Origin of the sequence: Mycobacterium sp., from assembly GCF_039583785.1 — a bacterium.
GTDB lineage: Bacteria > Actinomycetota > Actinomycetes > Mycobacteriales > Mycobacteriaceae > Mycobacterium.
This window is the reverse complement of record NZ_JAVKSG010000002.1, coordinates 103865-127897: the sequence shown is the minus strand read 5'-3', so window position 1 is coordinate 127897 and position 24033 is coordinate 103865. Positions and strand designations below refer to the sequence as shown.

Annotated in this window: 25 protein-coding genes and 3 pseudogenes; 19 read left to right on the top strand and 9 right to left on the bottom strand. The window is 65.9% G+C overall.

Translation table 11 applies throughout. The features are described 5' to 3' along the window. Positions 1 to 4: 4 nt before the first annotated feature. From ABDV69_RS02205 to rplO, 7 genes are all read left to right on the top strand, one after another. Positions 5 to 190: a type Z 30S ribosomal protein S14 gene (locus ABDV69_RS02205; RefSeq protein ID WP_343571708.1), complete on the top strand. Its 186-nt coding sequence runs from the start codon at positions 5 to 7 to the stop codon at positions 188 to 190. Between the two features lie 153 nt (positions 191 to 343). After that, positions 344 to 742 (top strand): 30S ribosomal protein S8, encoded by a 399-nt coding sequence (gene rpsH, locus ABDV69_RS02200; RefSeq protein WP_343571707.1) that lies wholly within the window; start codon positions 344 to 346, stop codon positions 740 to 742. A 24-nt stretch (positions 743 to 766) separates the two neighbouring features. Then, the gene (gene rplF, locus ABDV69_RS02195; RefSeq protein ID WP_343571706.1) at positions 767 to 1306 is read left to right on the top strand and encodes a 50S ribosomal protein L6; all 540 of its coding nucleotides are present in this window, start codon (positions 767 to 769) and stop codon (positions 1304 to 1306) included. A gap of 2 nt (positions 1307 to 1308) precedes the next feature. Further along, on the top strand, positions 1309 to 1713 hold the full coding sequence (rplR, locus tag ABDV69_RS02190; protein ID WP_343571705.1) for a 50S ribosomal protein L18: 405 nt from the start codon (positions 1309 to 1311) through the stop codon (positions 1711 to 1713). A 31-nt stretch (positions 1714 to 1744) separates the two neighbouring features. Beyond that, positions 1745 to 2428, top strand: a complete 684-nt coding sequence (gene rpsE / locus ABDV69_RS02185; RefSeq protein ID WP_343571704.1) for a 30S ribosomal protein S5 — start codon at positions 1745 to 1747, stop codon at positions 2426 to 2428. Between the two features lie 2 nt (positions 2429 to 2430). Next, positions 2431 to 2646 (top strand): 50S ribosomal protein L30, encoded by a 216-nt coding sequence (rpmD, locus tag ABDV69_RS02180; protein ID WP_343571703.1) that lies wholly within the window; start codon positions 2431 to 2433, stop codon positions 2644 to 2646. Next, positions 2643 to 3083 (top strand): 50S ribosomal protein L15, encoded by a 441-nt coding sequence (rplO, locus tag ABDV69_RS02175; RefSeq protein ID WP_343571702.1) that lies wholly within the window; start codon positions 2643 to 2645, stop codon positions 3081 to 3083. Before rpmD ends, rplO begins: the two co-directional genes overlap by 4 nt. A gap of 410 nt (positions 3084 to 3493) precedes the next feature. Here the strand turns inward: rplO and ABDV69_RS02170 are convergent, their stop codons facing one another. Beyond that, a complete protein-coding gene (locus ABDV69_RS02170; protein WP_343571701.1) occupies positions 3494 to 4174 on the bottom strand; it encodes a hypothetical protein in 681 nt (226 codons plus the stop codon). 362 nt (positions 4175 to 4536) lie between these two features. Further along, positions 4537 to 4671: pseudogene (locus ABDV69_RS02165) on the bottom strand (LLM class F420-dependent oxidoreductase); the annotation flags it as partial. A 20-nt stretch (positions 4672 to 4691) separates the two neighbouring features. On the opposite strand from ABDV69_RS02165, the gene sppA reads away from it, so the two are divergent. Then, a complete protein-coding gene (sppA, locus tag ABDV69_RS02160; protein ID WP_343571700.1) occupies positions 4692 to 6455 on the top strand; it encodes a signal peptide peptidase SppA in 1764 nt (587 codons plus the stop codon). Here the strand turns inward: sppA and ABDV69_RS02155 are convergent. The 3 genes from ABDV69_RS02155 to ABDV69_RS02145 are packed head-to-tail and all read right to left on the bottom strand — an operon-like array spanning position 6452 to position 9222. Beyond that, positions 6452 to 7375: a class I SAM-dependent methyltransferase gene (locus ABDV69_RS02155; RefSeq protein ID WP_343571699.1), complete on the bottom strand. Its 924-nt coding sequence runs from the start codon at positions 7373 to 7375 to the stop codon at positions 6452 to 6454. The two genes, sppA and ABDV69_RS02155, sit on opposite strands and share 4 nt — an antisense overlap. Beyond that, the gene (locus ABDV69_RS02150; RefSeq protein WP_343571698.1) at positions 7372 to 8274 is read right to left on the bottom strand and encodes a class I SAM-dependent methyltransferase; all 903 of its coding nucleotides are present in this window, start codon (positions 8272 to 8274) and stop codon (positions 7372 to 7374) included. The genes ABDV69_RS02155 and ABDV69_RS02150 overlap by 4 nt, the downstream gene beginning before the upstream one ends. 9 nt (positions 8275 to 8283) lie before the next feature. Beyond that, the gene (locus ABDV69_RS02145) at positions 8284 to 9222 is read right to left on the bottom strand and encodes a class I SAM-dependent methyltransferase (protein ID WP_343571697.1); all 939 of its coding nucleotides are present in this window, start codon (positions 9220 to 9222) and stop codon (positions 8284 to 8286) included. 258 nt (positions 9223 to 9480) lie between these two features. Between ABDV69_RS02145 and ABDV69_RS02140 the strand changes: the two genes are divergently transcribed. After that, positions 9481 to 9756: a hypothetical protein gene (locus ABDV69_RS02140; RefSeq protein WP_343571696.1), complete on the top strand. Its 276-nt coding sequence runs from the start codon at positions 9481 to 9483 to the stop codon at positions 9754 to 9756. Here the strand turns inward: ABDV69_RS02140 and ABDV69_RS02135 are convergent. Next, positions 9732 to 10388, bottom strand: coding sequence for an L-fuculose-phosphate aldolase (locus ABDV69_RS02135; protein WP_343571695.1), 657 nt, complete (start codon positions 10386 to 10388; stop codon positions 9732 to 9734). The genes ABDV69_RS02140 and ABDV69_RS02135 overlap by 25 nt on opposite strands. Beyond that, the gene (locus ABDV69_RS02130; protein WP_343571694.1) at positions 10388 to 11365 is read right to left on the bottom strand and encodes an NAD(P)-dependent oxidoreductase; all 978 of its coding nucleotides are present in this window, start codon (positions 11363 to 11365) and stop codon (positions 10388 to 10390) included. The genes ABDV69_RS02135 and ABDV69_RS02130 overlap by 1 nt, the downstream gene beginning before the upstream one ends. Before the next feature lie 21 nt (positions 11366 to 11386). Between ABDV69_RS02130 and ABDV69_RS02125 the strand changes: the two are divergent. Next, positions 11387 to 11701, top strand: a pseudogene (locus ABDV69_RS02125) (FGGY family carbohydrate kinase); the annotation flags it as partial. Between the two features lie 66 nt (positions 11702 to 11767). Here ABDV69_RS02125 and ABDV69_RS02120 read toward each other — a convergent pair. Both ABDV69_RS02120 and ABDV69_RS02115 read right to left on the bottom strand, forming a co-directional pair. Beyond that, positions 11768 to 12676: a class I SAM-dependent methyltransferase gene (locus ABDV69_RS02120; RefSeq protein ID WP_343571693.1), complete on the bottom strand. Its 909-nt coding sequence runs from the start codon at positions 12674 to 12676 to the stop codon at positions 11768 to 11770. Positions 12677 to 12693: 17 nt separating this feature from the next. Beyond that, a complete protein-coding gene (locus tag ABDV69_RS02115; protein WP_343571692.1) occupies positions 12694 to 13605 on the bottom strand; it encodes a class I SAM-dependent methyltransferase in 912 nt (303 codons plus the stop codon). A gap of 305 nt (positions 13606 to 13910) precedes the next feature. Here ABDV69_RS02115 and secY point away from each other — a divergent pair, with 305 nt between their 5' ends. From secY to ABDV69_RS02070, 9 genes and pseudogenes are all read left to right on the top strand, one after another. Continuing rightward, a complete protein-coding gene (gene secY / locus ABDV69_RS02110; RefSeq protein WP_343571691.1) occupies positions 13911 to 15236 on the top strand; it encodes a preprotein translocase subunit SecY in 1326 nt (441 codons plus the stop codon). Further along, a complete protein-coding gene (locus tag ABDV69_RS02105) occupies positions 15233 to 15778 on the top strand; it encodes an adenylate kinase (RefSeq protein ID WP_343571690.1) in 546 nt (181 codons plus the stop codon). The genes secY and ABDV69_RS02105 overlap by 4 nt, the downstream gene beginning before the upstream one ends. Positions 15779 to 15780: 2 nt before the next feature. Beyond that, a complete protein-coding gene (map, locus tag ABDV69_RS02100) occupies positions 15781 to 16581 on the top strand; it encodes a type I methionyl aminopeptidase (protein WP_343571689.1) in 801 nt (266 codons plus the stop codon). A gap of 359 nt (positions 16582 to 16940) precedes the next feature. Continuing rightward, a pseudogene (locus ABDV69_RS02095) lies at positions 16941 to 17048 on the top strand (hypothetical protein); the annotation flags it as partial. A 230-nt stretch (positions 17049 to 17278) separates the two neighbouring features. Further along, positions 17279 to 19045 carry a thiamine pyrophosphate-binding protein gene (locus ABDV69_RS02090; RefSeq protein ID WP_343571688.1) on the top strand — a complete coding sequence of 589 codons (1767 nt, stop codon included), beginning with the start codon at positions 17279 to 17281 and terminating at the stop codon, positions 19043 to 19045. Further along, entirely contained in the window at positions 19026 to 19691 is a 666-nt protein-coding gene (locus ABDV69_RS02085) for an SRPBCC family protein (RefSeq protein ID WP_343571687.1), read from the top strand. The genes ABDV69_RS02090 and ABDV69_RS02085 overlap by 20 nt, the downstream gene beginning before the upstream one ends. Before the next feature lie 7 nt (positions 19692 to 19698). Next, positions 19699 to 20718: a ketoacyl-ACP synthase III family protein gene (locus ABDV69_RS02080; protein WP_343571686.1), complete on the top strand. Its 1020-nt coding sequence runs from the start codon at positions 19699 to 19701 to the stop codon at positions 20716 to 20718. Between the two features lie 97 nt (positions 20719 to 20815). After that, a complete protein-coding gene (locus ABDV69_RS02075; protein ID WP_343571813.1) occupies positions 20816 to 21514 on the top strand; it encodes an ABC transporter ATP-binding protein in 699 nt (232 codons plus the stop codon). After that, entirely contained in the window at positions 21508 to 24015 is a 2508-nt protein-coding gene (locus ABDV69_RS02070) for an FtsX-like permease family protein (protein WP_343571685.1), read from the top strand. Before ABDV69_RS02075 ends, ABDV69_RS02070 begins: the two co-directional genes overlap by 7 nt. Positions 24016 to 24033: the final 18 nt, after the last annotated feature.

Sequence of the window (24033 nt, the reverse complement as noted above, 5' to 3'; positions counted from 1 at the left end):
TCTGATGGCGAAGAAAGCATTGATCATCAAGAGCCAGCGCAAGCCGAAGTTCGCGGTACGCGCCTACACCCGCTGCAACAAATGCGGCCGTCCGCATGCGGTGTTCCGCAAGTTCGGGCTGTGCAGGATCTGCCTGCGCGAAATGGCGCACGCGGGCGAGCTGCCCGGCGTGCAGAAGAGCAGCTGGTAACAGTGAAAACTCAGACCAACCCAGAACAGTTGCGCGGCAGGCCTTCCCGGAAAATAAACCGAGTGGGAACCGCCGTGAGGAAGGTACCAACGCTGTCATGACCGCGATGTCGACGATGCAGAGCGTAGCTATGAAGAGGAGGAGCGGGCGCATATGACGATGACGGATCCGATCGCAGACTTTTTGACGCGTCTGCGCAACGCCAACTCTGCCTACCACGACGAGGTGACGCTGCCGCATTCGAAGCTCAAGGCCAACATCGCCGAGATCCTCAAGCGGGAGGGTTACATCACCGACTACCACACCGCGGATGCTCGGGTGGGAAAGGCGCTGACCGTTCAGCTCAAATACGGGCCGAGCCGGGAGCGCAGCATCGCCGGCTTGCGTCGGGTGTCCAAGCCCGGTCTGCGGGTGTACGCCAAGTCGACCGGCCTGCCGCGCGTGCTCGGCGGACTGGGCGTGGCGATCATCTCGACCTCCTCGGGCCTGCTCACCGATCGTCAGGCAGCCAGACAGGGCGTGGGCGGCGAAGTCCTCGCGTTCGTGTGGTAGTGGGAACAGGACGGTAAAAAAACTATGTCGCGTATTGGTAAGCAACCGATCCAGATCCCGTCCGGGGTCGAGGTGTCCATCGACGGCCAGCAGGTCTCGGTGAAGGGTCCCAAGGGCACCCTGGACCTGAAGGTGTCCGAACCTATTACTTTGGCGCGCAACGACGATGGCGCCATCGTGGTCACCCGTCCGGACGACGACCGGCGCAACCGTTCGCTGCACGGGCTGTCCCGCACCCTGGTGTCCAACCTGGTCACCGGTGTCACGCAGGGCTACACGATCAAGATGGAGATCTACGGCGTCGGGTATCGCGTGCAGGCCAAGGGCAGCGACCTCGAGTTCGCCCTGGGGTACAGCCACCCGGTGCTGATCACGGCGCCTGACGGCGTGACGTTCGCGGTCGAGACGCCCACCAAGTTTTCGATCTCGGGGATCGACAAGCAAAAGGTCGGCCAGATTGCGGCCAACGTCCGTCGGCTCCGCAAGAACGACCCTTACAAGGGCAAGGGCATTCGCTACGAAGGCGAGCAGATCCGCCGCAAGGTCGGAAAGACAGGTAAGTAGTGATGGCGCAAACACAAGCTGGTACCGCGCAAAAGCCTCCTGCGCAGAGCGTGTCCGCCGTTCGGCGCAAGCAGCGGCTGCGTCGTCACGCGCGGCTGCGTAAGAAAATCTCGGGCACCGCCGAGCGACCGCGCCTGGTGGTGCACCGCTCGTCGCGGCACATCCACGTGCAATTGGTCAACGACCTGACCGGGACGACCGTGGCCGCCGCTTCGTCGATCGAGGCGGACGTGCGCGGCGTGGACGGCGACAAGAAGGCCCACAGCGTGCGGGTCGGCCAGTTGATCGCCGAGCGGGCCAAGGCCGCCGGAATCAACACGGTGGTGTTCGACCGTGGTGGCTACACCTACGGCGGGCGGCTCGCGGCACTCGCCGACGCCGCTCGCGAGGGCGGGTTGGAATTCTGATGACAAGCAACGACTTTGGAAGGACCGCATAATGGCGGAACAACCGGCTGGATCGGCCGGCGGGACGTCCGGCCCCTCGGGAGGCCGCGATTCTCGCTCCGACGGCCGCGACAACCGGGGCCGCCGCGATGGTGGCGGCCGCGGCGGTCGGGACCGTGACGGCGACAAGAGCAACTACCTGGAGCGGGTTGTCACGATCAACCGGGTCTCCAAGGTGGTCAAGGGTGGTCGGCGTTTCAGCTTCACCGCGTTGGTCATCGTCGGAGACGGCCACGGCATGGTCGGTGTCGGCTACGGCAAGGCCAAGGAAGTTCCGGCCGCGATCGCCAAGGGCGTCGAGGAAGCCCGCAAGGGGTTCTTCCGCGTCCCGCTGATCGGCGGAACCATCGTCCACCCGGTGCAGGGTGAAGCCGCCGCGGGCGTTGTCATGCTGCGTCCGGCCAGCCCCGGTACCGGTGTGATCGCCGGTGGTGCGGTCCGTGCGGTGCTGGAATGTGCCGGCGTGCGCGACATCCTCTCCAAGTCGCTGGGCAGCGACAACGCGATCAACGTCGTGCATGCGACGGTCGCCGCGCTCAAGATGATCCAGCGGCCCGAAGAGGTCGCCGCGCGACGTGGTCTGCCGCTGGAGGACGTGGCTCCGGCTGGCATGCTGCGCGCCCGCCGGGAAAGCGAGGCGCTGGTCGCCGGCGCCGCTCGTGAAGGAAGCGCGTAATCATGGCCGCACAAGAGACACAGCCGACGCAGCTGAAGATCACCCAGGTGCGCGGCACGATCGGCGCTCGTTGGAAGCAGCGGGAAAGCCTTCGCACACTGGGACTTCGGAAGATCCGGCAGTCCGTGGTGCGCGACGACAACCCGCAGACCCGTGGGCTGATCGCCACCGTCCAGCACCTCATTGAGGTCCAGCCGGCCGAGGGAGGTAGCGAATGACCATCAAACTGCATGACCTGCGCCCCGCGCCCGGGTCGAAGACCAAGCGCACCCGAGTGGGTCGCGGTGAAGGCTCCAAGGGTAAGACCGCGGGTCGAGGGACCAAGGGGACCAAGGCCCGCAAGAACGTGCCGGCCACCTTCGAGGGTGGGCAGATGCCGATTCACATGCGGCTGCCCAAGCTGAAGGGTTTCCGTAACCGGTTCCGCACCGAATACGAAGTCGTCAACGTCGGCGACCTCAATCGTCTGTTCCCCGAGGGCGGTTCGATCGGGCTGGACGAGCTGGTGGCCAACGGTGCGGTTCGCAAGAACACGCTGGTGAAGGTTCTCGGCGACGGAAAGCTGACCGTCAAGGTCGACGTCACCGCGCACAAATTCAGTGGCAGCGCGCGGGAAAAGATCACCGCGGCAGGCGGTTCGGCGACCGAGCTGTAAAACAACCGGCTATTTTTGCGGTCGTGCGCCCAGGACGTCACCGAACAAGGCCTGTCGCAACGCGAGTTCTCTTGGATCGCTGCACAGGTGAAAACCAGCCGGTCCCGGTGTCGGGGTAAGCGAAGCCGAACGAGCCGCCGAAACCGGGTGTGCCGAAAGCGTTGTCAGACGATCCGAACCGAAGCAGCTGCGCGGGTCTCGACAATCCCAGTGAATAGCCCGTGTCGACGTGCGGCACCCGGTCGCGACGGCGGCGCGCGAAATGCGTCTGCGACCTTGCGATAGCCGTCGTCGACGTTACCGCCGATCAACTCGGGCAACACCGCGACTTGGAGAACCGTTGAGTCGTGATACCGCGGTGGACTGGGGTGGATCGTGTGGTTTGGACATTGTGGGCAAGCCGATCCGGTTTAGATGGCGACCCCGCAGAGGAACAAGCAATCGGTGGATGGGTCCGGGCCAGGTTCGGGTGGATCGGCTGGCGGTGCAGGAGGCAGTGACGGGCGGTCAGGGGGCCGTTGTTGATCCGGATAGCTTGGCGTCGATGGCTCGCGTTGGGCTGGGGGCTGCGGTGGCGGCGAGGTGGCGGTCGGCGCCGGGCTAACCTCCGGAGGAGAAGTCAGGTCCGAAGGTGGCGGCGTCTCGACAGCGGTGGGGTTCGGGATCGCGGTGCGGGTGGGAAGCGGTGTCACGGCGGGCTTGCGCGGAACGGTGGGTTGGTCAACTGACAGTTGATCACCGATCGCGAAAGCCAGCGCGGCGAGGGCGATCGCCAACGCTGCGATGAAAATCCGACGCCGCCGAACACGTAATCGCGTGCTATCCGCCGCCGCGGAGTTCTCCAAAACAGCGAGTTCTGGCTGCGTGAAAATTTCGCGCGCGTCGGCCGGATCCAGGGCGGTGACGTTGTGCAGCCCGGCATCTTCCAGGGCGCCGATGAGCCCGTTCGTTAGGAGTTTATCGGCGCCATCGCACACCACGCCGACCGCGTGAACGCGGTATCCATGAGCAATCGCGATCGCTTCGGTCTGCAGCACGGTGTCGACCGTTTGCCGCAACTGCGATGCGTTTGCCGATGGGTCGTCCTGCATAGGTATTACTACGCGATCGAGCACAGCGCCTCGCGCACCGCTTCCTTGCATTACGACCAGTTCTGCGGTGCTCGGCGTTACCGATAGACCGAGCGTCACAACCGAGTCCGTCACGCCCCCGGCCCCGACCCCTGGAGAAGTGGCTGTTGGGAGATGTCTTCGACGAAGTGCGCCGACGGGGTGGTGAACAGCGCTCGAGCGGAAGAGATGTCCGTGACGGGGACGTTGCGTATAGCCGCGCGCCGTAAAGACCGTTGGAGCAACGGCACCGAAACCCCTCCTCCTGAGGCTTTGAGTACCCGGCAGCCATCCTAGCGGACAGCGTCGCGATAGGTAACGGTGCGAAGCGTTCGACAAGCATGTCAGCTCAATCGTGGAATGACGTCCGCGGCAGGACGTTCCATCTGCCCGCGATCCTTGCCGACGTCGCGGCCGACCGGGTTGAGCAGTATCGTCTCGGCGCCGGCATCGGTCACGGCCCGCAGGCCGGCAACGACGCCAGCGGTAGGCTCGTCGGATGTTCTCTTTCCTGCCCAACCCGCCGGGTATCGACGACGTTCGCGCATTGGCCCGCCGGGTAGACACCGCCCGCCACCACGGTGTGCCCAACGGTTGTGTGCTCGAGCTGGACCTGCGGCTGGCGCCGCCGGAAACCAGCGGTCTGGATCCGTTGGCGATCATCACCGGCGGCGGCCGGCCCTTGGTGCTGAGCGAAGCCGTGGCGGCGCTGCACCGGGCCGCCGAGGACTCCCGCGTCGCCGGCCTGATCGCACGTGTCCAGCTGCCGGCCGTCGCGGCGGGTCCGGTACAAGAATTGCGCGAGGCCATCGCGGCGTTCACCGCCGTGAAGCCGTCGCTGGCTTGGGCCGAGATGTATCCCGGCACGCTGTCGTATTACCTGGCGTCGGCGTTCGGCGAGGTGTGGATGCAGCCGTCGGGGACGGTCGGGTTGATCGGCTTTGCGACCAACGCCCTGTTCCTGCGGGACGCGCTGGACAAGGCCGGCATCGAGGCGCAGTTCGTCACCCGCGGCGAATACAAATCGGCGGCAAACCTTTTCACGCAGGACCGCTATACCGACGCGCACCGGGAGGCCGACACCCGGCTGCTGGAGAGCCTGCGCGGCCAGGTGTGGCAGGCGATCGCCGAATCGCGCGAGATCGGCCAGGACAGCCTCGACGGCCTGGCCGACCGCGCGCCGCTGCTGCGCGATACAGCCCTGGAGTCAGGGCTGATTGATCGGGTCGGCTTCCGCGACGAGGCATATGCCCGAATCGCTGAACTGGTTGGCGTTGAACGTGTCTCACCCGACGACGACGACGCCCCGCCTCGGCTTTTTCTGAGCCGCTATGCGCGGGCGACCGGTCCGGGTGGGCCATCGATTCCCGGGCGCGGACCCAAGTCGACGATCGCCGTCGTCACCGTCTCCGGTTCGATCGTCAGCGGCCGTGGTGGCTCGCGACTGCCGTTCGGCTCGTCCAACGCCGGCGGTGACACCATCTCGGCTGCTCTTCGCGAAGCGGCGCACGATGATTCGGTGTCGGCAATCGTGCTACGGGTCGACTCGCCGGGCGGCTCGGTCACCGCGTCGGAAACCATCTGGCGGGAGGTCAAAAAAGCCCGCGAGCGCGGCAAGCCGGTGGTGGCGTCGATGGGTGCGGTCGCCGCGTCCGGCGGCTATTACGTCTCGATGAACGCCGACGCGATCGTGGCCAACCCCGGCACGATCACCGGTTCGATCGGCGTGCTGACCGGCAAGCTGATCGCCCGGGATCTCAAGGACCGACTCGGTATCGGCTCAGATGCATTGCGCACCAACGCCAATGCCGACGCCTGGTCGATCAATGCGCCGTTCACGCCGGAGCAGCAGGCGCAGGTCGAGGCCGAGGCGGATTTGTGTTATACCGACTTCGTCGAGCGCGTCGCCGAGGGCCGCAACCTGAGTGTCGATGCGGTCGACGCGGTTGCCCGGGGTCGGGTGTGGACCGGCGCCGACGCCCTCGAGCACGGCCTGGTCGACGAGCTCGGCGGTCTGCGTGCCGCGGTGCGCAGGGCTAAAGTGCTGGCCGGCCTGGACGAACACGACAAGGTTCGGCTGGTCAGCTATCCGGGCTCCTCGGTGTGGGATTACCTACGGCCGCGATCGTCGTCCCAGCCGGCGGCTGCGCTGTCGGATGCGTTGGGCGCGTTGATCACTCAGTCGATGGTCGGCCTTGTCGAGCAGGCCCGGCGGTCGCTGACCGGTGCCAGCGTGCGGTGGGTGGGGCAGTCGCGCTTCTAGCCGTCGAGCGTTGCGCTGATGTAGATGATCTCGCCCAGCGGGTCGTCGTTCTCGGGTGCCGGAACGACGCGTCCGTTGTTGACGAACAGGTCCACCCGCGAGGTGTCGGTGACATCCCACGACTTGCCGCGCAAGTACTCCGCTACGTGGCTGCGTTGGCCGGCATAGATCAGCGACGGCATGTCGATGTCGACACCCTGTTCGCGCAGCGGGGCCGACATCTCGCGAGCCCGCTCTTCGTCGAAATCGAGGATCCCGGGCACATATTCGGTCGCTACCGTGCTACCCGGTGCGCTCAACGCGGTGATGTTGTCGAACAACCGATCCTGCGCTTCCGGTGGCAGATAGATCAGCAGTCCCTCGGCCAGCCAGGCCGTCGGCGCGCTGGTGTCCAGGCCCGCATCCCTGAGCGCGGCCGGCCAGTCGTAGCGCAAGTCGGTCGACACGGTTCGACGCGTCGCGGTCGGCTCGGCACCGAGGTCGGCGAGCGCGCGGGTCTTGAACTCGATCACCTGCGGCTGGTCGATTTCGTAGACGGTGGTGCCGTCGGGCCAGGGCAGCCGGTAGGCGCGGGCGTCCAGGCCGGCGGCCAGGATCACCACCTGTCGGACCCCGGCACCCGCCGCGTCCAGCAGGTAGTCGTCGAAGTACTTGGTGCGCAACCCCATTCCGTCGACGATCGCCTGCATCCGCTCCGGTGACGAGTCCGGGAACATCGAGACGTCGACGTCGCCGTCGATCATCTTGACGAAAAAGTCCAGCCCGACGGCCCGCACCAATGGCTCGGCGAACGGATCGTTGATCAGCGCTTGGGGGTCTTTGGTCGCCATCGCGCGACCCGCGGCGACCATGGTTGCGGTGGCACCCACGCTGGAAGCCAGGTCCCAGCTGTCATTATCGGTTCGGTCGGTACGGGTCATTTCAGCGTCGCGTTGACGTAGCTCAGTTCACCGAAGACCGCCATCGTCGACTCTTCGGGAAATTCGAAGCCGTTGCGGGCGTAAAGCTCTTTGGCGGGGTGCGCGTCGACCTGCCAGCCGTGTTCGGTGAGGTAGTCGACGACGACTGCGCGGTCGCCGACATAGAACAGATCCGCCGCGTCGAGGTCGAAACCCAAACTGCGCCAGCGCTCGCTGATCTGTTTGAGGCGGTCGCCGGTGAAAGCATTCGGGTCAGGGACGTGTTCGGTGGCCAGTTGGCTGCCTGGCGCGCTGAGCGCGGTGATGCTGTCGAACAGCCGGTCCTGAGCGTCGGCCGGAAGATAGGGAAGCAGGCCTTCGGCGCTCCAGGCCGTCGGCTGGTCGGTGTCGAAACCCTTGGCGCGCAGTGCGGCCGGCCAGTCGTCACGCAGGTCGATCGCGACGGTCCGCAGCTCTGCGGTCGGCGCGGCGCCGAGTTCGGCCAGGGCGCGGGTTTTGAACTCGATCACCTCGGGCTGGTCGATCTCGTAGACCACCACCCCGTCGCCCCAGGGCAGCCGGTAGCCGCGGGTGTCCAGACCCGACGCCAGGATCGCCGCCTGGCGTATCCCGGACCGGGTGGCGCCCGAGAAGAAGTCGTCGAAAAACCTGGTGCGAACCGCCATCTGCTCAGTGCGCGTCTTGCGGTTCAGCATCGGGTCGTCTTCGAGGCTTGGGTCACCGTCGAGGATGCGGACGAACGGCGCAAGGCCCACCGCGCGTACCAGCGGCTCGGCAAACGGGTCGTCGAGCAGCGGCTCGGGCCCGCGGGAGGCCATCGCGCGCGAGGCTGCCACCATCGTCGCGGTGGCCCCGACGCTGGAGGCGAGATCCCAGCTGTCGTCGTGGGTACGTGGCATCGAAGGCTCCTATTTCTTGTCGGTCAGCGTGCCGCTGACATAGCGGCGGTCGGCGAATGGCATGTCGTCCTCGAGAATCGGCGCAAGACCGTTGGCGGCGAACAATTCTGCGATGGTGCTGCCCCCCATCTCCCACCCGTGGTCGGACAGATACGGCGACGCCTCGTTGCGTTCGCCGAAGTAGACCAGCTGCGTCATGTCGAGATCGAGTCCATGCTTGCTCCACCGCTGTGACACGGTGCGCATGCGATCTTTGATCCGCTCTTCGTGGTCCTTGTCGCGGGTGGGCCCACTCTCGGTGGCGATCCGGCTACCCGGCGCGCTGAGCTCGGTGATGATGTCCAGCAACCGGTCCTGGGCATCCGGCGGCAGATAGCCCAGCAGGCCCTCGGCGCTCCACGCGCTGGGTTGGGCGGGGTCGAAACCCGCCGCCTGCAGTGCGGCCGGCCAGTCGTCGCGCAGGTCGACGGCGACCGCGCGACGGTGTGCGGTGGGCTGGGCACCGAGTTCGGCCAGGGTGCGCGACTTGAATGCGATGACTTGCGGCTGGTCGATCTCGTAGACGGTGGTGCCGTCCGGCCAGGGCAGCCGGTAGGCCCGCGCGTCCAGCCCGGACGCCAGGATCACCGCCTGCCTGATACCCGCCGTGGTCGCGTCGAGGAAGAACTCGTCGAAGAACTTCGTGCGGACCGCCATGTTGTCGGTCATCCGCTGCACGCCGGCCGGCGCACCGTCGTTGTCGTCCTCGAGATCGGTGGGGGACAGCTCGCCGGTGGCCAGCTTGGTGAACAGGTCGAGGCCGACAGCTCGAACCAGCGGCTCGGCGTACGGGTCGTTGATCAGCGGGCTGTCGGCCCTACTGGCCATCGCGCGGGCCGACGCGACCATCGTGGCGGTCGCGCCGACGCTTGATGCGAGGTCCCAGGTGTCGTCGTCGCTGCGTGCCATCGCGATCTCCTTTGCAGGAAGCCGGGTTGATACTTAGCTAGTATAACGAGCTTACCATGCCGCCGACGGGCCACGTGTGCACCCATATTGCCGAAACCCGGGTGGTAGCTGGCCATTCGCGCCACGCTGCGGCGCGCTCGGTGGCAGGAAAGCAGTGGCTAAACGTCGCCCGCGTGCCCCGCTTTTGATCTCGGCGACGCCGGCCAACCGCACGGCACGCGTTCCTGGCTAACGGATGGCATGTCTTAACATCCATGCATGCGCACTACGGTCGAGATCACGGATGCACAGCATCGCGCGCTCAGTGCAATTGCTCAGCGACGCGGCGTGCGTGGCTTCTCCTCGCTCGTCCAAGAGGCGCTGGATGCGTATCTGGCGAATTTGAACACCGACGAAGTCGACATCCGGCTGGGACTCGAAGGCATGCTCACCGACTCCGACGCGAAACAGCTACGTTCTCGCATCAACGACGTGAGAACGACGTGGCGGGCCCCGGCGAACCTGTGTCGTTACATCGGGTTGGCGCGAACGTAGTTGTAGACGACGGCGAAATTGGCGTTGACATGCTCGGGGATCGGCACCGGACCACCGAGTGCCCTTGCCCCCCATGCGATTTGAGCGGCTCGCTCCACGAGCGCGGTGACGTGTAGGACTTTGTCCGGTCGCGGGCCGACTGCCACCAAGCCGTGGTTGGCGATCAGCGCCGCGGCGCGGCCTTCCAGTGCTCTCACCGCATTCGTGCCGACTTCGGGTGTGGCCGATGCGGCGTATTCGCTGCAGCGGATGTCGCCGCCACAGTAGATCGCGAACTCGTCGATGCAGGCCGGAATCGGCTGGTGGGCGACCGCGAACATGGTGGCCCACACCGGGTGGCTGTGGATGACGCTGCCGACGTCGTCGAAGGCGTGATAGCAGGCCAGGTGCAGCTTCATCTCCGTCGACGGCGATCGGCCGTCGGTGGCCTGCAGCACCGCGCCGTCGGGGTCGACCACCACCAGGTCATCGAGCGTCATGTCCGCGTAGTCGACCGATGACGGCGTGATGACCAGGTTGCCGTCCTCGCGGCGGGCCGAGATGTTGCCCGCGGTGCCCTCGACCAGTCCGCGGCGCAGCATGTCCTTGGCCGCGGCCAGCACCGCGGTCGCTGGATGCTCGACGAATCTCATCAGGTGAGCACCTCCGGGTTGACGATATGGACCGGCGTCCGGCCCGACAGCAATGCGTCGAGGTCGTCGGCAACCATCTGGGCCTGGCGCGCCTCAGTGTTCCACGTCGCCCCGCCGATATGCGGCGTCAGCACCACATTGGGCATCGCGATCAGCGGGTGGTCGGTCGGCAGCCATTCCCCGACGAAGTGGTCGAGGCCCGCGGCGGCGACCTTGCCGCTGCGCAGCGCCTCGACCAGCGCGTCGGTGTCGTGCAGCTGCGCCCGGGCAGTGTTGAGGAAGACGGCGCCGTCGCGCATCGCCGCGAACTCCACGGCCCCGATCAGGCCGGCGGTATCGGCGGTCAGCGGTGCGTGCAACGAGACGATGTCGGCCGCACTGAGCAGCTCCGGCAGGCTGTGCTGGGCCTCGTCTTTGTAGGGGTCGTGGGCGATGACCCGCATGCCGAGCCCGGCCATCCGCCACCGGACCGCCTGCCCGATCGCGCCGAGGCCGATCAGCCCGACCGTCCGTCCGGCGAGCTCCCAGGCGCGGAAGCGCTGATAAGGAATGGTGCCGTCGCGGAACACCTCGCCGGCCCGCACGTCCGCGTCGGCGCCCAACACCTGCCGGGTGGCGGCGAACAGCAGCGCCAACGTCATCTCGGCGACCGCGTCGGCGTTGCGGGCCGGAGTGTTCAGCACCGGGATGCCGGCCGCGGTCGCCCCCGCGATGTCGACGTTGTCGGGGTCGCCGCGGGTGGATGCAATGGCCCGCAGCCCCAGATCGAATACCGGACCGCCGACCGAATCACTCTCCACCACAACGACATCCGCGCCTTCGTTGGAAATCCGGTCGGCCAGCTGCTCGGCGCTGAATATCCGCAGCGGAGTGTGGTCGATCCACGGGTCGTAGACCACGTCGGCCAGTCGGCGCAATTTCTCGAATCCCTCGCCGCGCAGCGGGGCCGTCACCAGAGCACGGGTCACGAGTGCCAATGCTGGCGTACGGTGACGCGGGTGGCAACAGACGTCACAATCGGCATCGACATCGGCACGACAGCCGTCAAGGCGGTGGCCGCCGACGCCGATGGCCGGGTGGTCGCGCGGGCACGCATTCCACACGAGCTGCGGGTGCCGGCGCCGGATCGGCTGGAGCACAACGCCGACGAAGCATGGCGACAGGGCCCGTTGACGGCGCTGAAGCAGTTGGCGTGCCCGGATGCGTCGGCAATCGCGGTGGCCGCGATGGTCCCCTCGTTGACCGCCGTCGACGCCGCGGGCATACCGATTACCCCGGGGCTGCTCTATGGCGATGGCCGCGGCCGTGTTCCCGGTGTTGGCACCGATGGGCCATTCCCGGTGCAGGAGCGCTACTGCCGGTTCCTCGAGCTGGCCTCGCTACGGTAGCTCGGCCGACACATACCGGATGTCGCCCAAACCCTCCAACGAGTCGGCGTCGGGAAACTCAAAACCATTGGCGGCGTATAGCTCTGGCGTGGTGCGCACGGTAGTCTGCCAACCGCACTCGGCCAGATACTCCACGGCGTCGTTGCGGTCGCCGTCGTAGACCAGCTCGGACCAGTTCAAGTTCAACCCGAGCCGGTGCCAACGTTCGCTGATCTGTTTGCCGCGCTTGGTAATTCGGTCATGGATGTCCGGGACGTAGCCGGTGCCGAGCTGGCTGCCGCTGAAGCTGAGTGTGGTGATGGTGTTGAACAGCCGGTCCTGCGCCTCGGGCGGCAGGTAGCCCAGTAGTCCCTCGGCGATCCACGCCGTCGGCCGCTCGGAGTTGAACCCGTTGGCGCTCAGGGCGCCCACCCAGTCGTCGCGCAGATCCACAGCTACCGCTGTGCGGTCGGCGGTCGGAGCCGCACCCAGATCGGCCAGCGTGCGGCTCTTGAACTCGATCACCTGAGGCTGGTCGACCTCGTAGACGGTGGTGCCCGCCGGCCACTGCAACCGGTAGGCGCGGGTGTCGAGCCCCGCGGCCAGGATGACGGCCTGGCGCACGCCCGCCGCCGCGGCGTCGGTGAAGAAGTTGTCGAAGAACCGGGTCCGGACCGCCATGCCCTCGGCCAGTCGGCGCGAAGTGAAGGCCCGATCGTCGTCGCCGAGTTCGATCTCGCCGTTCATCATCTTGATGAAGACCTCGACGCCGACCGCGTTCACCAACGGCTCGGCGAACGGGTCGTCGATCAGCGGGTCGGGCCCCTGCGACGCCATCGCGCGCCGAGCCGCCACCGCGGTGGCGGTGGCGCCCACGCTGGACGCCAGATCCCAGGTGTCCCCGTCGTGTCGATTATTCATGGCGATGTGCAGACCCCCTATCGGCGAGTTGCGATGATGGACGCGATGTTTCGGAATGCGCCGAGGTTTTCCTCCGCCGGGAAGACGCGGCCGTATTCACCGAACAGGTCACGGCGATTGCGGGTGACCACGTCCCATCCACGGTCGGTGAGGTAGTCGGCGACGTTGTTGCGTTCGCCCTCGTAGAACAAGCCGGACAGGTCGACGTCGCAGCCGATATTGGCCCACCGGTCGCTCATCGCCTTGCCGCGTTCGGCCATCGACGGACCGTTGTCCGGGTGAAATTCGGTCGCGATCTGGCTGCCCGCGGCGCTGAGCGCGGTGATGTGGTCGAACAGCCGGTCTTGCGCCTCCGGTGGCAGGTACATCAGCAGCCCCTCGGCGCTCCACGCCGACGGCTTGGTGTCGTCAAAACCACTCTCGCGCAACGCAGTCGGCCAATCGTCGCGCAGGTCGATGCTGACTGTGCGACGGCGCGCCGTCGGTTCGGCGCCCAGTTGGGACATGGTCTCGGTTTTGAACGCGACGACCTCAGGTTGGTCGACCTCGTAGACGACGCTGCCAGCCGGCCAGTTCAGCCGGTATGCCCGCGAGTCCAGGCCGGCGGCCAGGATCACGGCCTGGCCGATGCCCGTCGCGGCGGTGCCCAAGAAGAAGTCGTCGAAGAACTTGGTGCGCACCGCCAGCGAGTCGGTTTCGGTCTGCAGTTCGTCTGTCCCGTTCTCGCCGGCATCAGCCGGGTCGATGTCGCCGTCGACCACCCGGGTGAAGAAGTCGATGCCCACCGCCCGGACCAAGGGGGCGGCGAACGGGTCGTTGATGATGGGGTCGGTGTCCTCGGTGGCCAGCGCCCGGGCCGCCGCGACCATCGTCGCTGTGGCGCCCACGCTGGTGGCCAAATTCCATGTGTCGGTGTCGGTGCGTGTCATGATCACCCTTTCTATGCACAACTCGGCTCTAGCAGTTTCATATTTAGCCAAGGTAAAGAAAACCTTACGCCCTGTTGCTGTGCGGCGGCCTCGGAACGTCAGCCCTGCTAATTCTCCGCCCCAGCCCACCCATCCGCGGGCGGGCGCTTCATGCGCTGTTAGTCTCGTAGACTGTCTGACACGCGCCAGAACACGTCCTGCCTGCATGTGCTCGGCGCGCGACGTAAGACCATCCAGGACAGTCCGGTGCTGGACACACCAGCCAGTAGGCATGCCGCATTTAGACCGGCTGCGCAGGAGGAAGAGTGCTTTCGGCTTTCATCTCATCGCTGCGAGCAGCCGACCTGCGACGGAAGATCCTGGTCACGTTGGCCATCATCATCTGCTACCGGCTGGGTGCGACGGTGCCGTCGCCCGGCGTCAACTACCCCAACGTGCAGAAGTGCATTGCGCAGGTCAGCGGTGGGGACTCGGCGCAGATCTATTCGCTGATCAACCTGTTCTCCGGTGGCGCACTGCTCCAGCTGACCGTATTCGCGGTCGGCGTGATGCCTTACATCACCGCGAGCATCATCGTTCAGCTGCTCACCGTGGTCATTCCGCGGTTCGAAGAGCTGCGCAAAGAAGGCCAGGCCGGCCAGGCCAAGATGACGCAGTACACCCGCTACCTGGCGATCGCGCTGGCCATCCTGCAGGCCACCAGCATCGTGGCGCTGGCCGCCAACGGTGGCCTGTTGCAGGGCTGCAACCTGGACATCATCGCCAACCAGAGCATCTTCGCCCTGCTCGTGATCGTGCTGGTGATGACCGCCGGCGCGGCACTGGTGATGTGGATGGGCGAGACGATCACCGAGCGCGGCATCGGCAACGGCATGTCGCTGCTGATCTTCGCCGGCATCGCCGCCCGTATTCCTGGTGAAGGCAAAAGCATCCTGGACGGCCGTGGCGGGGTGGTGTTCGCGGCGGTCTGCGTGGCAGCGCTGATCATCGTGGTTGGCGTGGTGTTCGTCGAGCAGGGCCAGCGCCGCATCCCGGTGCAGTACGCCAAGCGGATGGTGGGCCGGCGGATGTACGGCGGCACCTCCACGTACCTACCGCTCAAGGTCAACCAGGCCGGCGTCATCCCGGTCATCTTCGCGTCGTCGCTGATTTACATTCCGAATCTGATCACCCAGCTGATACGCAGCGGCAGCGGCGGTCGGGGCAACAGCTCGTGGGACAAATTCGTCGCCAATTACCTGACGAACCCCGCCAGCCCGGTTTACATCAGCATCTATTTCGGGCTGATCATCTTCTTCACGTACTTCTATGTCTCGATCACGTTCAACCCCGACGAGCGTGCCGACGAGATGAAGAAGTTCGGCGGCTTCATCCCCGGCATTCGGCCGGGCAAGCCGACCGCCGACCATTTGCGCTACGTGTTGAGCAGGATCACCCTGCCCGGCTCGATCTACCTCGGTGTCATCGCCGTGCTGCCCAACGTCTTCCTCAAGATCGGGAGCACCGGAACGGTACAGAACCTGCCGTTCGGCGGTACCGCCGTGCTGATCGCCATCGGGGTCGGGTTGGATACGGTGAAGCAGATCGAAAGTCAGCTCATGCAACGCAATTACGAAGGGTTCCTCAAGTGAGAGTGGTGTTGCTGGGCCCGCCCGGAGCAGGCAAGGGCACGCAGGCCGTCAAGCTGGCCGAGAAACTCGAGCTGCCGCACCTGTCCACCGGGGACCTCTTCCGGGAGAACATCGGCAATGGCACCGAGTTGGGGCGCAAGGCCAAGAGTTACCTGGACGCCGGCGACCTGGTGCCCTCCGCGCTGACCAACGAACTTGTCGACGACCGGCTGGATAACCCCGACACCGACGACGGTTTCATCCTGGACGGCTACCCGCGCTCGGTGACGCAGGCCAAGGCGTTGCACGACATGCTGGAGCGCCGCGAAACCGGACTTGACGTGGTCCTGGAGTTCCGGGTGCCCGAGGAAGTCCTGTTCGAGCGACTCAAGGCGCGCGGCCGCGCCGACGACACCGACGACGTCATCCATAACCGGATGAACATCTACCGCGACGAGACCGCTCCGCTGATCGAGTACTACAGCAACGAGCTGAAGACCGTCGACGCCGTCGGCTCGGTCGACGAGGTGTTCGCGCGGGCCCTGCAGGCCCTCGGAAAGTAACGGTGATCGGCCTGGCCGGCCTGCGCAGTCGCAAGGTGGTGGCGCAGCGCAGTGCGGCCGAACTCGACGCGATGGCCGCCGCCGGCGCCGTGGTCGCCGCCGCGTTGGCGGCGGCGCGTGCGGCCGCAGTTCCCGGAGCCACCACACACGATCTCGACCAGATCGCCGAGTCGGTGATCCGCGACGCCGGTGCGACGCCGTCGTTCCTCGGCTACCACGGCTTCCCGGCCTCGATCTGCTCGTCGGTCAACGACCGCGTCGTGCACGGCATTCCGTCGACGGCCGATGAACTCGCAGTCGGCGACCTGGTCTCGGTCGATTGCGGCGCCATCCTGGACGGCTGGCACGGCGACGCCGCGATCACCTTCGGCGTCGGCCCGCTCATCCCGGCCGACGAGTTGCTTTCGCAGGCCACCAAGGAGTCCATGGAGGCCGGAATCGCGGCCATGATCGTCGGCAATCGCCTGACCGACGTGTCGCACGCCATCGAAACCGCCACCCACGCGGCTGAGGTCCGTTACGGGCGAAAGTTCGGCATCGTCGAGGGCTACGGCGGGCACGGCATCGGCCGTCAGATGCACATGGACCCATTTCTGCCGAATGAAGGCGCCCCCGGCCGCGGCCCGCTGCTGGCCGCTGGGTCGGTGCTGGCGATCGAGCCGATGCTGACCCTGGGAACCCGAAAAACCACGGTGCTTGACGACGAGTGGACGGTCACCACCACCGACGGCTCGCGCGCCGCGCACTGGGAGCACACCGTGGCTGCCACCGAAGACGGGCCTCGCATCCTGACTCTCGGCTGACTCCGTCCCGGACCACGTGAACCCGACGGACACCTAAACCGTGTCGTCACCGGAACGCTGGTGATGGACATACCGGAGACCGGCGCAGACTCGGACGCGTTGAGGCGGCTATGGGGCTGACATGCCGCCGCTTTGTGGCGCTTGGCGTAGCGGTTGACCGGTGATCCTGCCGATGCCGAAGATGTGGTGCAAGAGACCTTGCTGCGGGCATGGCAACGCCCGCACGTCTTCAGCAAGTACTGCGCCAGGCTTTGGTTGAGATGGGGCTGGAGACTGGGGGAGCGCAACGACGGAGCCTCGGCAAGGGAAAAGGCCCGGCGAGGGCTAACCGACGTCCGCAGGTCGCTCACAAGTATGCGATGTGGGACGCCGCCTATGTGCTGGGCGCGCTGTCGGACGTCGACCGGCGCGAACTCGAGGCGTACATGCTCGGCTGTATTTCGTGTCGGGAGGCCGTGACCGAGCTGACCGCCGTGTCCTGACCTGCTCACGCCGTTGCTGGCGAAGGCCGACCAGCGGTCGGCTGCTCCGCAGGCCGGCATCTCGACGCCGGTCGATCAGATCGATACAGTGCAAAGAGGGTGTCCGCCGTCGACGGCCAGGTGCTCCCAGAGCGCTCGCTATAAGTTCCGCCGGGCGTGAGATGAAGTTACTTGCCCACAGTGTCCTTGCCATCGCCACGAGTTGGGGTGATCAGATGCCCAGTCAGCACCGAGCAATCGATCACATCGTCGGATGTCTCGCGGCGCTTGGGGTCGACTACATCTTCGGTGTCGACGGCGCCAACATCGAGGACCTGTACGACGCCGCGTATTTCCGGCCGGATATCACAGCGGTGTTGGCTAAACACGAATTCTCTGCCGCCACGATGGCCGACGGGTACAGTCGCGCCGGCACCGGTTTGGGTGTGGTGGCGGCGACCTCTGGCGGGGGCGCGCTGAACCTCGTTGCCGGGCTTGGGGAATCGTTGGCCAGCCGGGTGCCGGTGTTGGCGTTGGTCGGCCAGCCGGCCACCACGATGGATGGTCGGGGCAGCTTTCAGGACACCAGTGGCCGCAACGGTTCGCTCAACGCCAACGCGGTGTTTTCGGCGGTGTCAGTGTTCTGCGAGCGGGTGCTCACCCCAGCCGACATCATTTCGGCGCTTCCTCGGGCCATTTCGGCGGCGCGGGCCGGTGGCCCCGCGGTGTTGTTGCTGCCCAAAGACATTCAGCAGGGACTTATTGGCGTCGATGACCGCAGGTACCCCAATGGCCACGCCACGCAGGATCTGCGATTGCCGCCGGCGCCCATCGGCAACCCGTATCCGATCGTCCAGGCACTGCGCCGCGCGAACGGCACGGTCACGATCATCGCCGGCGAGCAGGTGGCTCGTGATGACGCCCGCGTAGAACTCGAGGAGTTGCGGGCTCTGCTGCGCGCGCAGGCGGCTACCGTCCCCGACGCCAAAGATGTCGCCGGGACACCGGGCTTCGGGTCGTCGTCAGCGCTGGGTGTGACCGGTGTCATGGGTCATCCCGGTGTGGCGGAGGCGGTGACGGGCAGTGCGTTGTGCCTGGTCGTTGGCACCCGCCTGTCCGTGACAGCTCGCACTGGCCTCGATGAAGCGCTCGCGGCGGTGCGGACGGTCTCGATCGGATCGGCGCCGCCGTACATCGCGTGCACGCACGTGCACAGCGACGATCTGCGCGCGTCGTTGCGGATGCTGACCAGCGCGCTCACCGGCCGCAGGCGCCCAACCGGGATTCGGGTGCCCGATGTGGTGCCGCGCACGGAGCTCACCCCGCCGCCTTTCGACGGTCCGGGCGTGCGCTACCGCGACGCCATGATCGCGCTTGATCGCGTGTTGCCCGACGGGACGGATATCGTCGTCGATGCCGGCAACACCGGGGCGTCGGCCATCCATTACCTGCCGGTGCGGCGCGGGGGCCGGTTCGCAGTGGCACTCGGCATGGGTGGCATGGGCTACAGCTTCGGTGCCGGTATCGGAATGGCTTTCGGCCGTGTCAAAAACGAGTATGGCCGGCGTGTCGTGGTGATCGCCGGGGACGGTGCGTTCTTCATGCATGGCATGGAGGTGCATACCGCCGTGCACTACCGGCTTCCGGTGACGTTCGTGTTGTTCAACAACAACGCGCATGCCATGTGCGTGAACCGCGAGCAGCTCTACTACGACGACGTCTATAGCTACAACCGGTTCGCTCCCAGCCGGCTCGGGGCCGGTCTGGCCGCAATGTTCCCCGGGCTGAGATCAGTCGACGTCGCCGACGCGGACGGATTTAGCGCGGCGATGCGCGCAGCGCTTGAAGTCGACGGCCCGTCGGTAGTCAGCGTCGAATGCTCTGCCGACGAAATCCCGCCCTTCGCAACATTACTCAATCAGTCAGTGGTCAAACCCGTTGCGCCCAGACATCATGTCCCAACCGCACAGGAGGACCGCGCCCATGTCACCGCCCGCGCTTGACGATATCGTCACCCACACCGGCACCAGCGCGCCTATCGAAGGCGTGATCCGCATCGAAACCAGCCCCCGGGAGAAGGCCACTCCGATCATCATGGAGATGATGCGGTCGGTCTACCCGCACGACCAAGTCTTCGGCCAGTATTGCACCGTCAACGATTACATCGACTGTCCGCCGGATGAGTTGTACGGGTACTTGGCCGACACTCGCAGCCTGGAAGAGTGGACGTACAGTCTGCGCGGCTTCACCCCCACCGACGAACCTGGTCTGTGGCTGGCCTACGACCGACTCGGTTCCGAGACCAAGATCTACACCCGAACGGTCGCCAACAAGCAGGCCCGTACCGTCGACTACCACTGCGCCTGGGATCAGGGGAAGCACCTGTGGATGATCTACCTGATGCGGGTCCTCGATGCGGAGGTGGTGTTGAACAAGCCCGGTTCGGTTGTGCTGTGGACCAATTGCCACCACCCGTTCTACGACCGCAACCCCTATCCGGAGGCCGCACCACCCGAACGCCCGGTGTGGGTCGGTGACTTCTGGGAGATGTTCGGCGCCGGTCACCTGCTGGAAATGAAGAGCCTCAAGGCAATCGCTGAGTACCGCCATCGCAACGGCCTGCCGGTAACCCCTGCCTGGATGAGATGAGGAGATCATGAGCCAGCCCACCGTCAGTTTGATCGACGTGTCCACCTACCTGCCGGGCGAGCCGATCAGCGCTGATTACTACGCGCAATTCGCCAAGACCGACGACCTGAGCGACAACGTCATGTTCCGCGCTCCGAAGTTCCGCCATCACATCGCACCGGACGAGAGTCCGGCCGACATGGTCGAGCGTGCGGTGCAAGGTTTGATCGAACGGCATGGCCACGATGCCATCGAAGGCGCCGACGTGTTAATCACGCACACCCAGGTACCGGACATGGCGTTCTACGGCGAAGGCGGCGGCATCGCGCACCGCCTGGGCTTGCGGCCCTCCTGGGTGCTCGACCTGAATAACGGCGGTTGCGCTGCGTTTGTGTTGGCGCTCAACGTGGCTCGTAAGCTGCTCTCGTCGGGCGAAGGGCGCACCGCGCTGATCGCTATCGCGCAGAATGCGGCCGGGCAGTTTTTCGATCAGGTTGGAGTTCGCCGCAAGGCGCAGTCGGCGGTGCCCGGCGACGGCGCCGCGGTGGGCCTGGTCACGCTGTCCGACCAATCACCCGTTCTCGATATCGAATGTCGCACATTCGGCGAATACGCCGGTGAGATGACGCTCTCCTACGACCCGCCCCGCAAGTGGTGGCAGGCCGGACCCGGTGAGGGCAGCATCGGTTTCACTGAAAGCAAGATCACCAAGGTGCTGGCCCGCGGCAACCGGCTGGTTCCCGAAGTGGCGCTGGCGGTCTGTGACCGAATCGGCCTGCCCTCCAGAGAAATCGACCTGCTGGTCACTAACCAGCCCAACCGGGCGTTTCTGCGCAATTGGCGCGATGCGCTCGAGCTGCCCAAGGAACGCCATCAGGACACCTTTGACGAGTGCGGCAACCTGTTCGGTGCCGGTATCCCGGTCAACTTGGATCGGGCGATATCCGAGGGTCAGGTCGAGGCCGGTGACGTGGTCATGATGGCCGCCTTCGCGCACGCCGGTGACTTCGCCGGCGCGGCCGCTGTCCGCTGGGGCGGACGACCCTGATGACCGAATCAGGCGCGGCTGTCGCGCGCTGCTAGCGCGGTCTAGCGGGAGGATAATCATCACACGACTCGGTGCCTCGGATTCAGCCGACCACGAACTGACCATCGAACTCCGCAATGTGTTGCGCGAGTACAGGGTCGGCGGTCAATCGGTGCGTGCACTCGACGCGATCAGTCTGCGGCTCTCGGGCGGGCAGTTCGTATCGATCGTCGGGCCGTCGGGGGCGGGGAAGAGCACGTTGCTGCACCTGCTCGGCGCGTTGGATTCCCCCGATTCTGGCTCGATCACATTCGACGGCGACGAGATCAGCCGCCTCGGCGATGAGCAACAGTCGGACTTTCGCCATCATCGGGTGGGGTTCGTCTTTCAGTTCTTCAACCTGTTGCCGACCCTGTCAGCGTGGGAGAACGTCGCGGTCCCCAGGCTGCTCGACGGCGTCCGACTGGGCAAGGCCAAAGCTGATGCGGTTCGGCTGCTGGACCGAGTAGGGCTCGGCAACCGGACCCGGCACCGACCGTCGGAACTGTCCGGCGGTCAAATGCAGCGGGTCGCGGTGGCACGTTCATTGATGATGGACCCACCGCTGATCCTCGCAGACGAGCCGACGGGGAATCTCGATTCCGCAGCGGGCGCTTCGATCTTGGCGCTTCTCGCCGAGGTGGCACACGAGGGCGGGCGCGGTCGGTTGGTGGTGATGGTGACGCACAATTCGAATGCCGCGGCGGCGACCGATCGGGTGATCACCCTGCAGGACGGTCGGATCGGATCCGACGAGTTGTCCGCAGTCCAATGGTGAGGCCGGCCGCCGCAACGGCTGCCGCGGCTAGCCGGCTACGTCTGTTCAGCCTGCGTGAACTCAGTGTGCATCGGAGACGCACAACCGCCTCGATCGCTGTAATGGCAGTGTCCGCAATGTATCTCGTCGCGGTCATCGGCATCTTCGGTTCGATCACCGGATCGGTCAACCGGCTAGCCGATGGAATCGCCGGCATCGCCGCCCTCGAGGTGTCGGGTATCACCGACGCCGGATTTCCCGACACGATAACAGCCGATGTCGCTGCCGTTCCCGGCGTGGCGGCCGCGGCGCCGATGATACGGACGTCTGCATCCACGGCGACGGGATCGGTTCTGCTCTTCGGTGCAGACGCCAGCAGCGCTGCGTTGGGGGGTGCGTTGCAAGATGCGGTGCGCCGACCGTTAGCGGAGCTGTCCGCAAGGCCCAACGGTGTCCAGGTCGGGCCGGGTGTCGGTCATGCGAAAGGCCGGACATTCCAGCTTGGCTCGGGCTCGGTCACCGTCACGGAAGTGCTCACCGGCAAGCAACTCTCGGATCTCAACGGCGGCCACTATGTCCTTGCCCCGCTTGCTTTGGCGCAGAACATTACCGGGCGAAAAGGTCAGCTCGACTCGATACTGATCACCACGAAGCCGGGCGCTGCTCTAGCAACCGTGCGGGCCGGGATCACCGCCGCTGTGAACGGCCGAGCGATCGTTGCGGATCCGGGCATGCGCGCAACTCGGGCCGGCGACGGTGTCAAGCTGATGGATTACATGGCCTTGATGGGCGCGGCCGTTGCTTTGGTGGTCGGTGCATTCCTGATCTACACCACGATGACCATGGCGATCAACCAGCGCCGGCCGGTCATCTCGATGCTGCGCGCGATCGGCGGCCGTCGTGTCACGATCGTCCGCGACATGCTCGCCGAAGCCGCGATTCTCGGACTGATCGGCGGTTCCGTCGGGTCAGGCATCGGAATACTGATGGGCCGCATCGCGATTGGTCGATTGCCTCCGGTGATCACGCAAGGGCTCGAAGCTCGGGTCGAATACCGGCTACCCGGCTACGCGATACCGGTTGCCCTCGTGGCGACGGTGCTCACCAGCGTGGCCGCGTCGGCGATGGCTGCGCGGCAGGTCTACAAGGTTTCACCGATCGAGGCATTGGCACCCGTCGGGGTCTCAGCGGCGGACTTCGTGCCACGATGGCTGCGGATGGCAAGCGGGATTGGAGCCGTCGCGGTGTTCGCGGCGTCGACCCTGATCGTCGTCGACCGACGTGGCACCTTCGCCTTCGGCGCGATCTTCGCTGTGTTCTGTGCCGAGATCGCGCTTGGCTTCGCGCTCACCGTGCTCATCGTCAAAGCTGCAGCCGCAACAGCCCGGATTTTCGGATCGGTTGGTCCACTGGCGGCGGCCACGATCGAACGTGCGCCGCGGCGCGTGTGGGCCACCGTCATGACCGTTCTCATCGCGGTTGTCACCACCATTGTGATTACCGGTACGAACGCCGACATGATCCGATCGGCGCGTGGCATCTTCGCACCGGTCGCAGACGTCGATGTGTGGGTGAGCGCAGACCCTCCCGACACCTATCCCGTCGACGCGCTGCCGCAAGGTCTCACCCGCAAGGTGGCCGCAATGCCGGGCGTGACGCGGATCACCGAGGGCGCATTCGGGTTCGCTGTGCTCGGCGGGACGCGGGTGATGCTTGACGGGTTTTCCTCCGGAACCAGCGATCCGCTCTACCGCGCGCTCGACGAACAGACACGTAACGAGGTACTCGCCGGTCGGGGCGTGGTGCTGTCGCAGAATCTGGGCAAGACTCTCGGCGTCCGGGTCGGCGACCTACTGCCGCTGCAAACGCCGCGCGGTCTGCATCGGACGACCGTGCTGGCCCTGGTGCCGTACTTCTCGACGGTTATCGGCACCGTCGGGATCAACCTCGAGCAACTGCGGACGTGGTTCGATCGTCCGACGGCGACCACACTCCAGATCACCGCGGACCCGGCTGTTGACCCGAATCGTCTGCTGACCGAGGTTCGCCGCGTCGTGCCCCCACCGAACTACGTGTACGACGGTCGCGCGGCGCTGGCAGGGCTCGAGGCGCCGCTGCATCAGAGCATGTTCATCGCCAACGCCGTGTGGATCATCGTTATGTGTGTGGCCGCAGTCGCGCTGTTCAACACGTTGACCCTGTCGGTACTCGAGCGGCGCCGTGAAATAGGCGTGCTGCGAGCGATGGGATCCAGCCGTCGGTTCACCTTGCGGATGGTGCTGGCCGAGGCCGTAGGCATCGGTCTCGTCGGCGGCGTGTTGGGACTGCTGTTCGGGCTGACGGACCAGTGGCTCTACAGCCTGGTCAGCGCGGACATGATGAATTTCAACGTCGCCTTCCGGCCCAGCCCGTTGGCGCTCGTCTTCGCGATCGGCGCGCTGGCGATCAGCCTGCTCGGCTCCGTGGCGCCCGCGCGGCGCGCGGCGCGCTTGAACATCATCGATGCTGTCGGCGTCGAGTAACACCCCGTGCGCCTGCTC

Bases quoted from the DNA above. Each gene is read 5' to 3' on its own strand.
- ABDV69_RS02090 (WP_343571688.1), top strand. From the start codon at position 17,279: ATGCCCAGTCAGCACCGAGCAATCGATCACATCGTCGGATGTCTCGCG.
- rpsH (WP_343571707.1), top strand. From the start codon at position 344: ATGACGATGACGGATCCGATCGCAGACTTTTTGACGCGTCTGCGCAAC.
- ABDV69_RS02080 (WP_343571686.1), top strand. From the start codon at position 19,699: ATGAGCCAGCCCACCGTCAGTTTGATCGACGTGTCCACCTACCTGCCG.
- ABDV69_RS02150 (WP_343571698.1), bottom strand. From the start codon at position 8,274: ATGCCACGTACCCACGACGACAGCTGGGATCTCGCCTCCAGCGTCGGG.
- rplR (WP_343571705.1), top strand. From the start codon at position 1,309: ATGGCGCAAACACAAGCTGGTACCGCGCAAAAGCCTCCTGCGCAGAGC.
- ABDV69_RS02140 (WP_343571696.1), top strand. From the start codon at position 9,481: ATGCGCACTACGGTCGAGATCACGGATGCACAGCATCGCGCGCTCAGT.
- ABDV69_RS02155 (WP_343571699.1), bottom strand. From the start codon at position 7,375: ATGACCCGTACCGACCGAACCGATAATGACAGCTGGGACCTGGCTTCC.
- rpmD (WP_343571703.1), top strand. From the start codon at position 2,431: ATGGCCGCACAAGAGACACAGCCGACGCAGCTGAAGATCACCCAGGTG.
- ABDV69_RS02070 (WP_343571685.1), top strand. From the start codon at position 21,508: ATGGTGAGGCCGGCCGCCGCAACGGCTGCCGCGGCTAGCCGGCTACGT.
- ABDV69_RS02120 (WP_343571693.1), bottom strand. From the start codon at position 12,676: ATGAATAATCGACACGACGGGGACACCTGGGATCTGGCGTCCAGCGTG.
- ABDV69_RS02145 (WP_343571697.1), bottom strand. From the start codon at position 9,222: ATGGCACGCAGCGACGACGACACCTGGGACCTCGCATCAAGCGTCGGC.
- sppA (WP_343571700.1), top strand. From the start codon at position 4,692: ATGTTCTCTTTCCTGCCCAACCCGCCGGGTATCGACGACGTTCGCGCA.
- rplO (WP_343571702.1), top strand. From the start codon at position 2,643: ATGACCATCAAACTGCATGACCTGCGCCCCGCGCCCGGGTCGAAGACC.
- ABDV69_RS02170 (WP_343571701.1), bottom strand. From the start codon at position 4,174: ATGCAGGACGACCCATCGGCAAACGCATCGCAGTTGCGGCAAACGGTC.
- rpsE (WP_343571704.1), top strand. From the start codon at position 1,745: ATGGCGGAACAACCGGCTGGATCGGCCGGCGGGACGTCCGGCCCCTCG.
- ABDV69_RS02085 (WP_343571687.1), top strand. From the start codon at position 19,026: ATGTCACCGCCCGCGCTTGACGATATCGTCACCCACACCGGCACCAGC.
- rplF (WP_343571706.1), top strand. From the start codon at position 767: ATGTCGCGTATTGGTAAGCAACCGATCCAGATCCCGTCCGGGGTCGAG.
- ABDV69_RS02135 (WP_343571695.1), bottom strand. From the start codon at position 10,388: ATGAGATTCGTCGAGCATCCAGCGACCGCGGTGCTGGCCGCGGCCAAG.
- ABDV69_RS02205 (WP_343571708.1), top strand. From the start codon at position 5: ATGGCGAAGAAAGCATTGATCATCAAGAGCCAGCGCAAGCCGAAGTTC.
- ABDV69_RS02115 (WP_343571692.1), bottom strand. From the start codon at position 13,605: ATGACACGCACCGACACCGACACATGGAATTTGGCCACCAGCGTGGGC.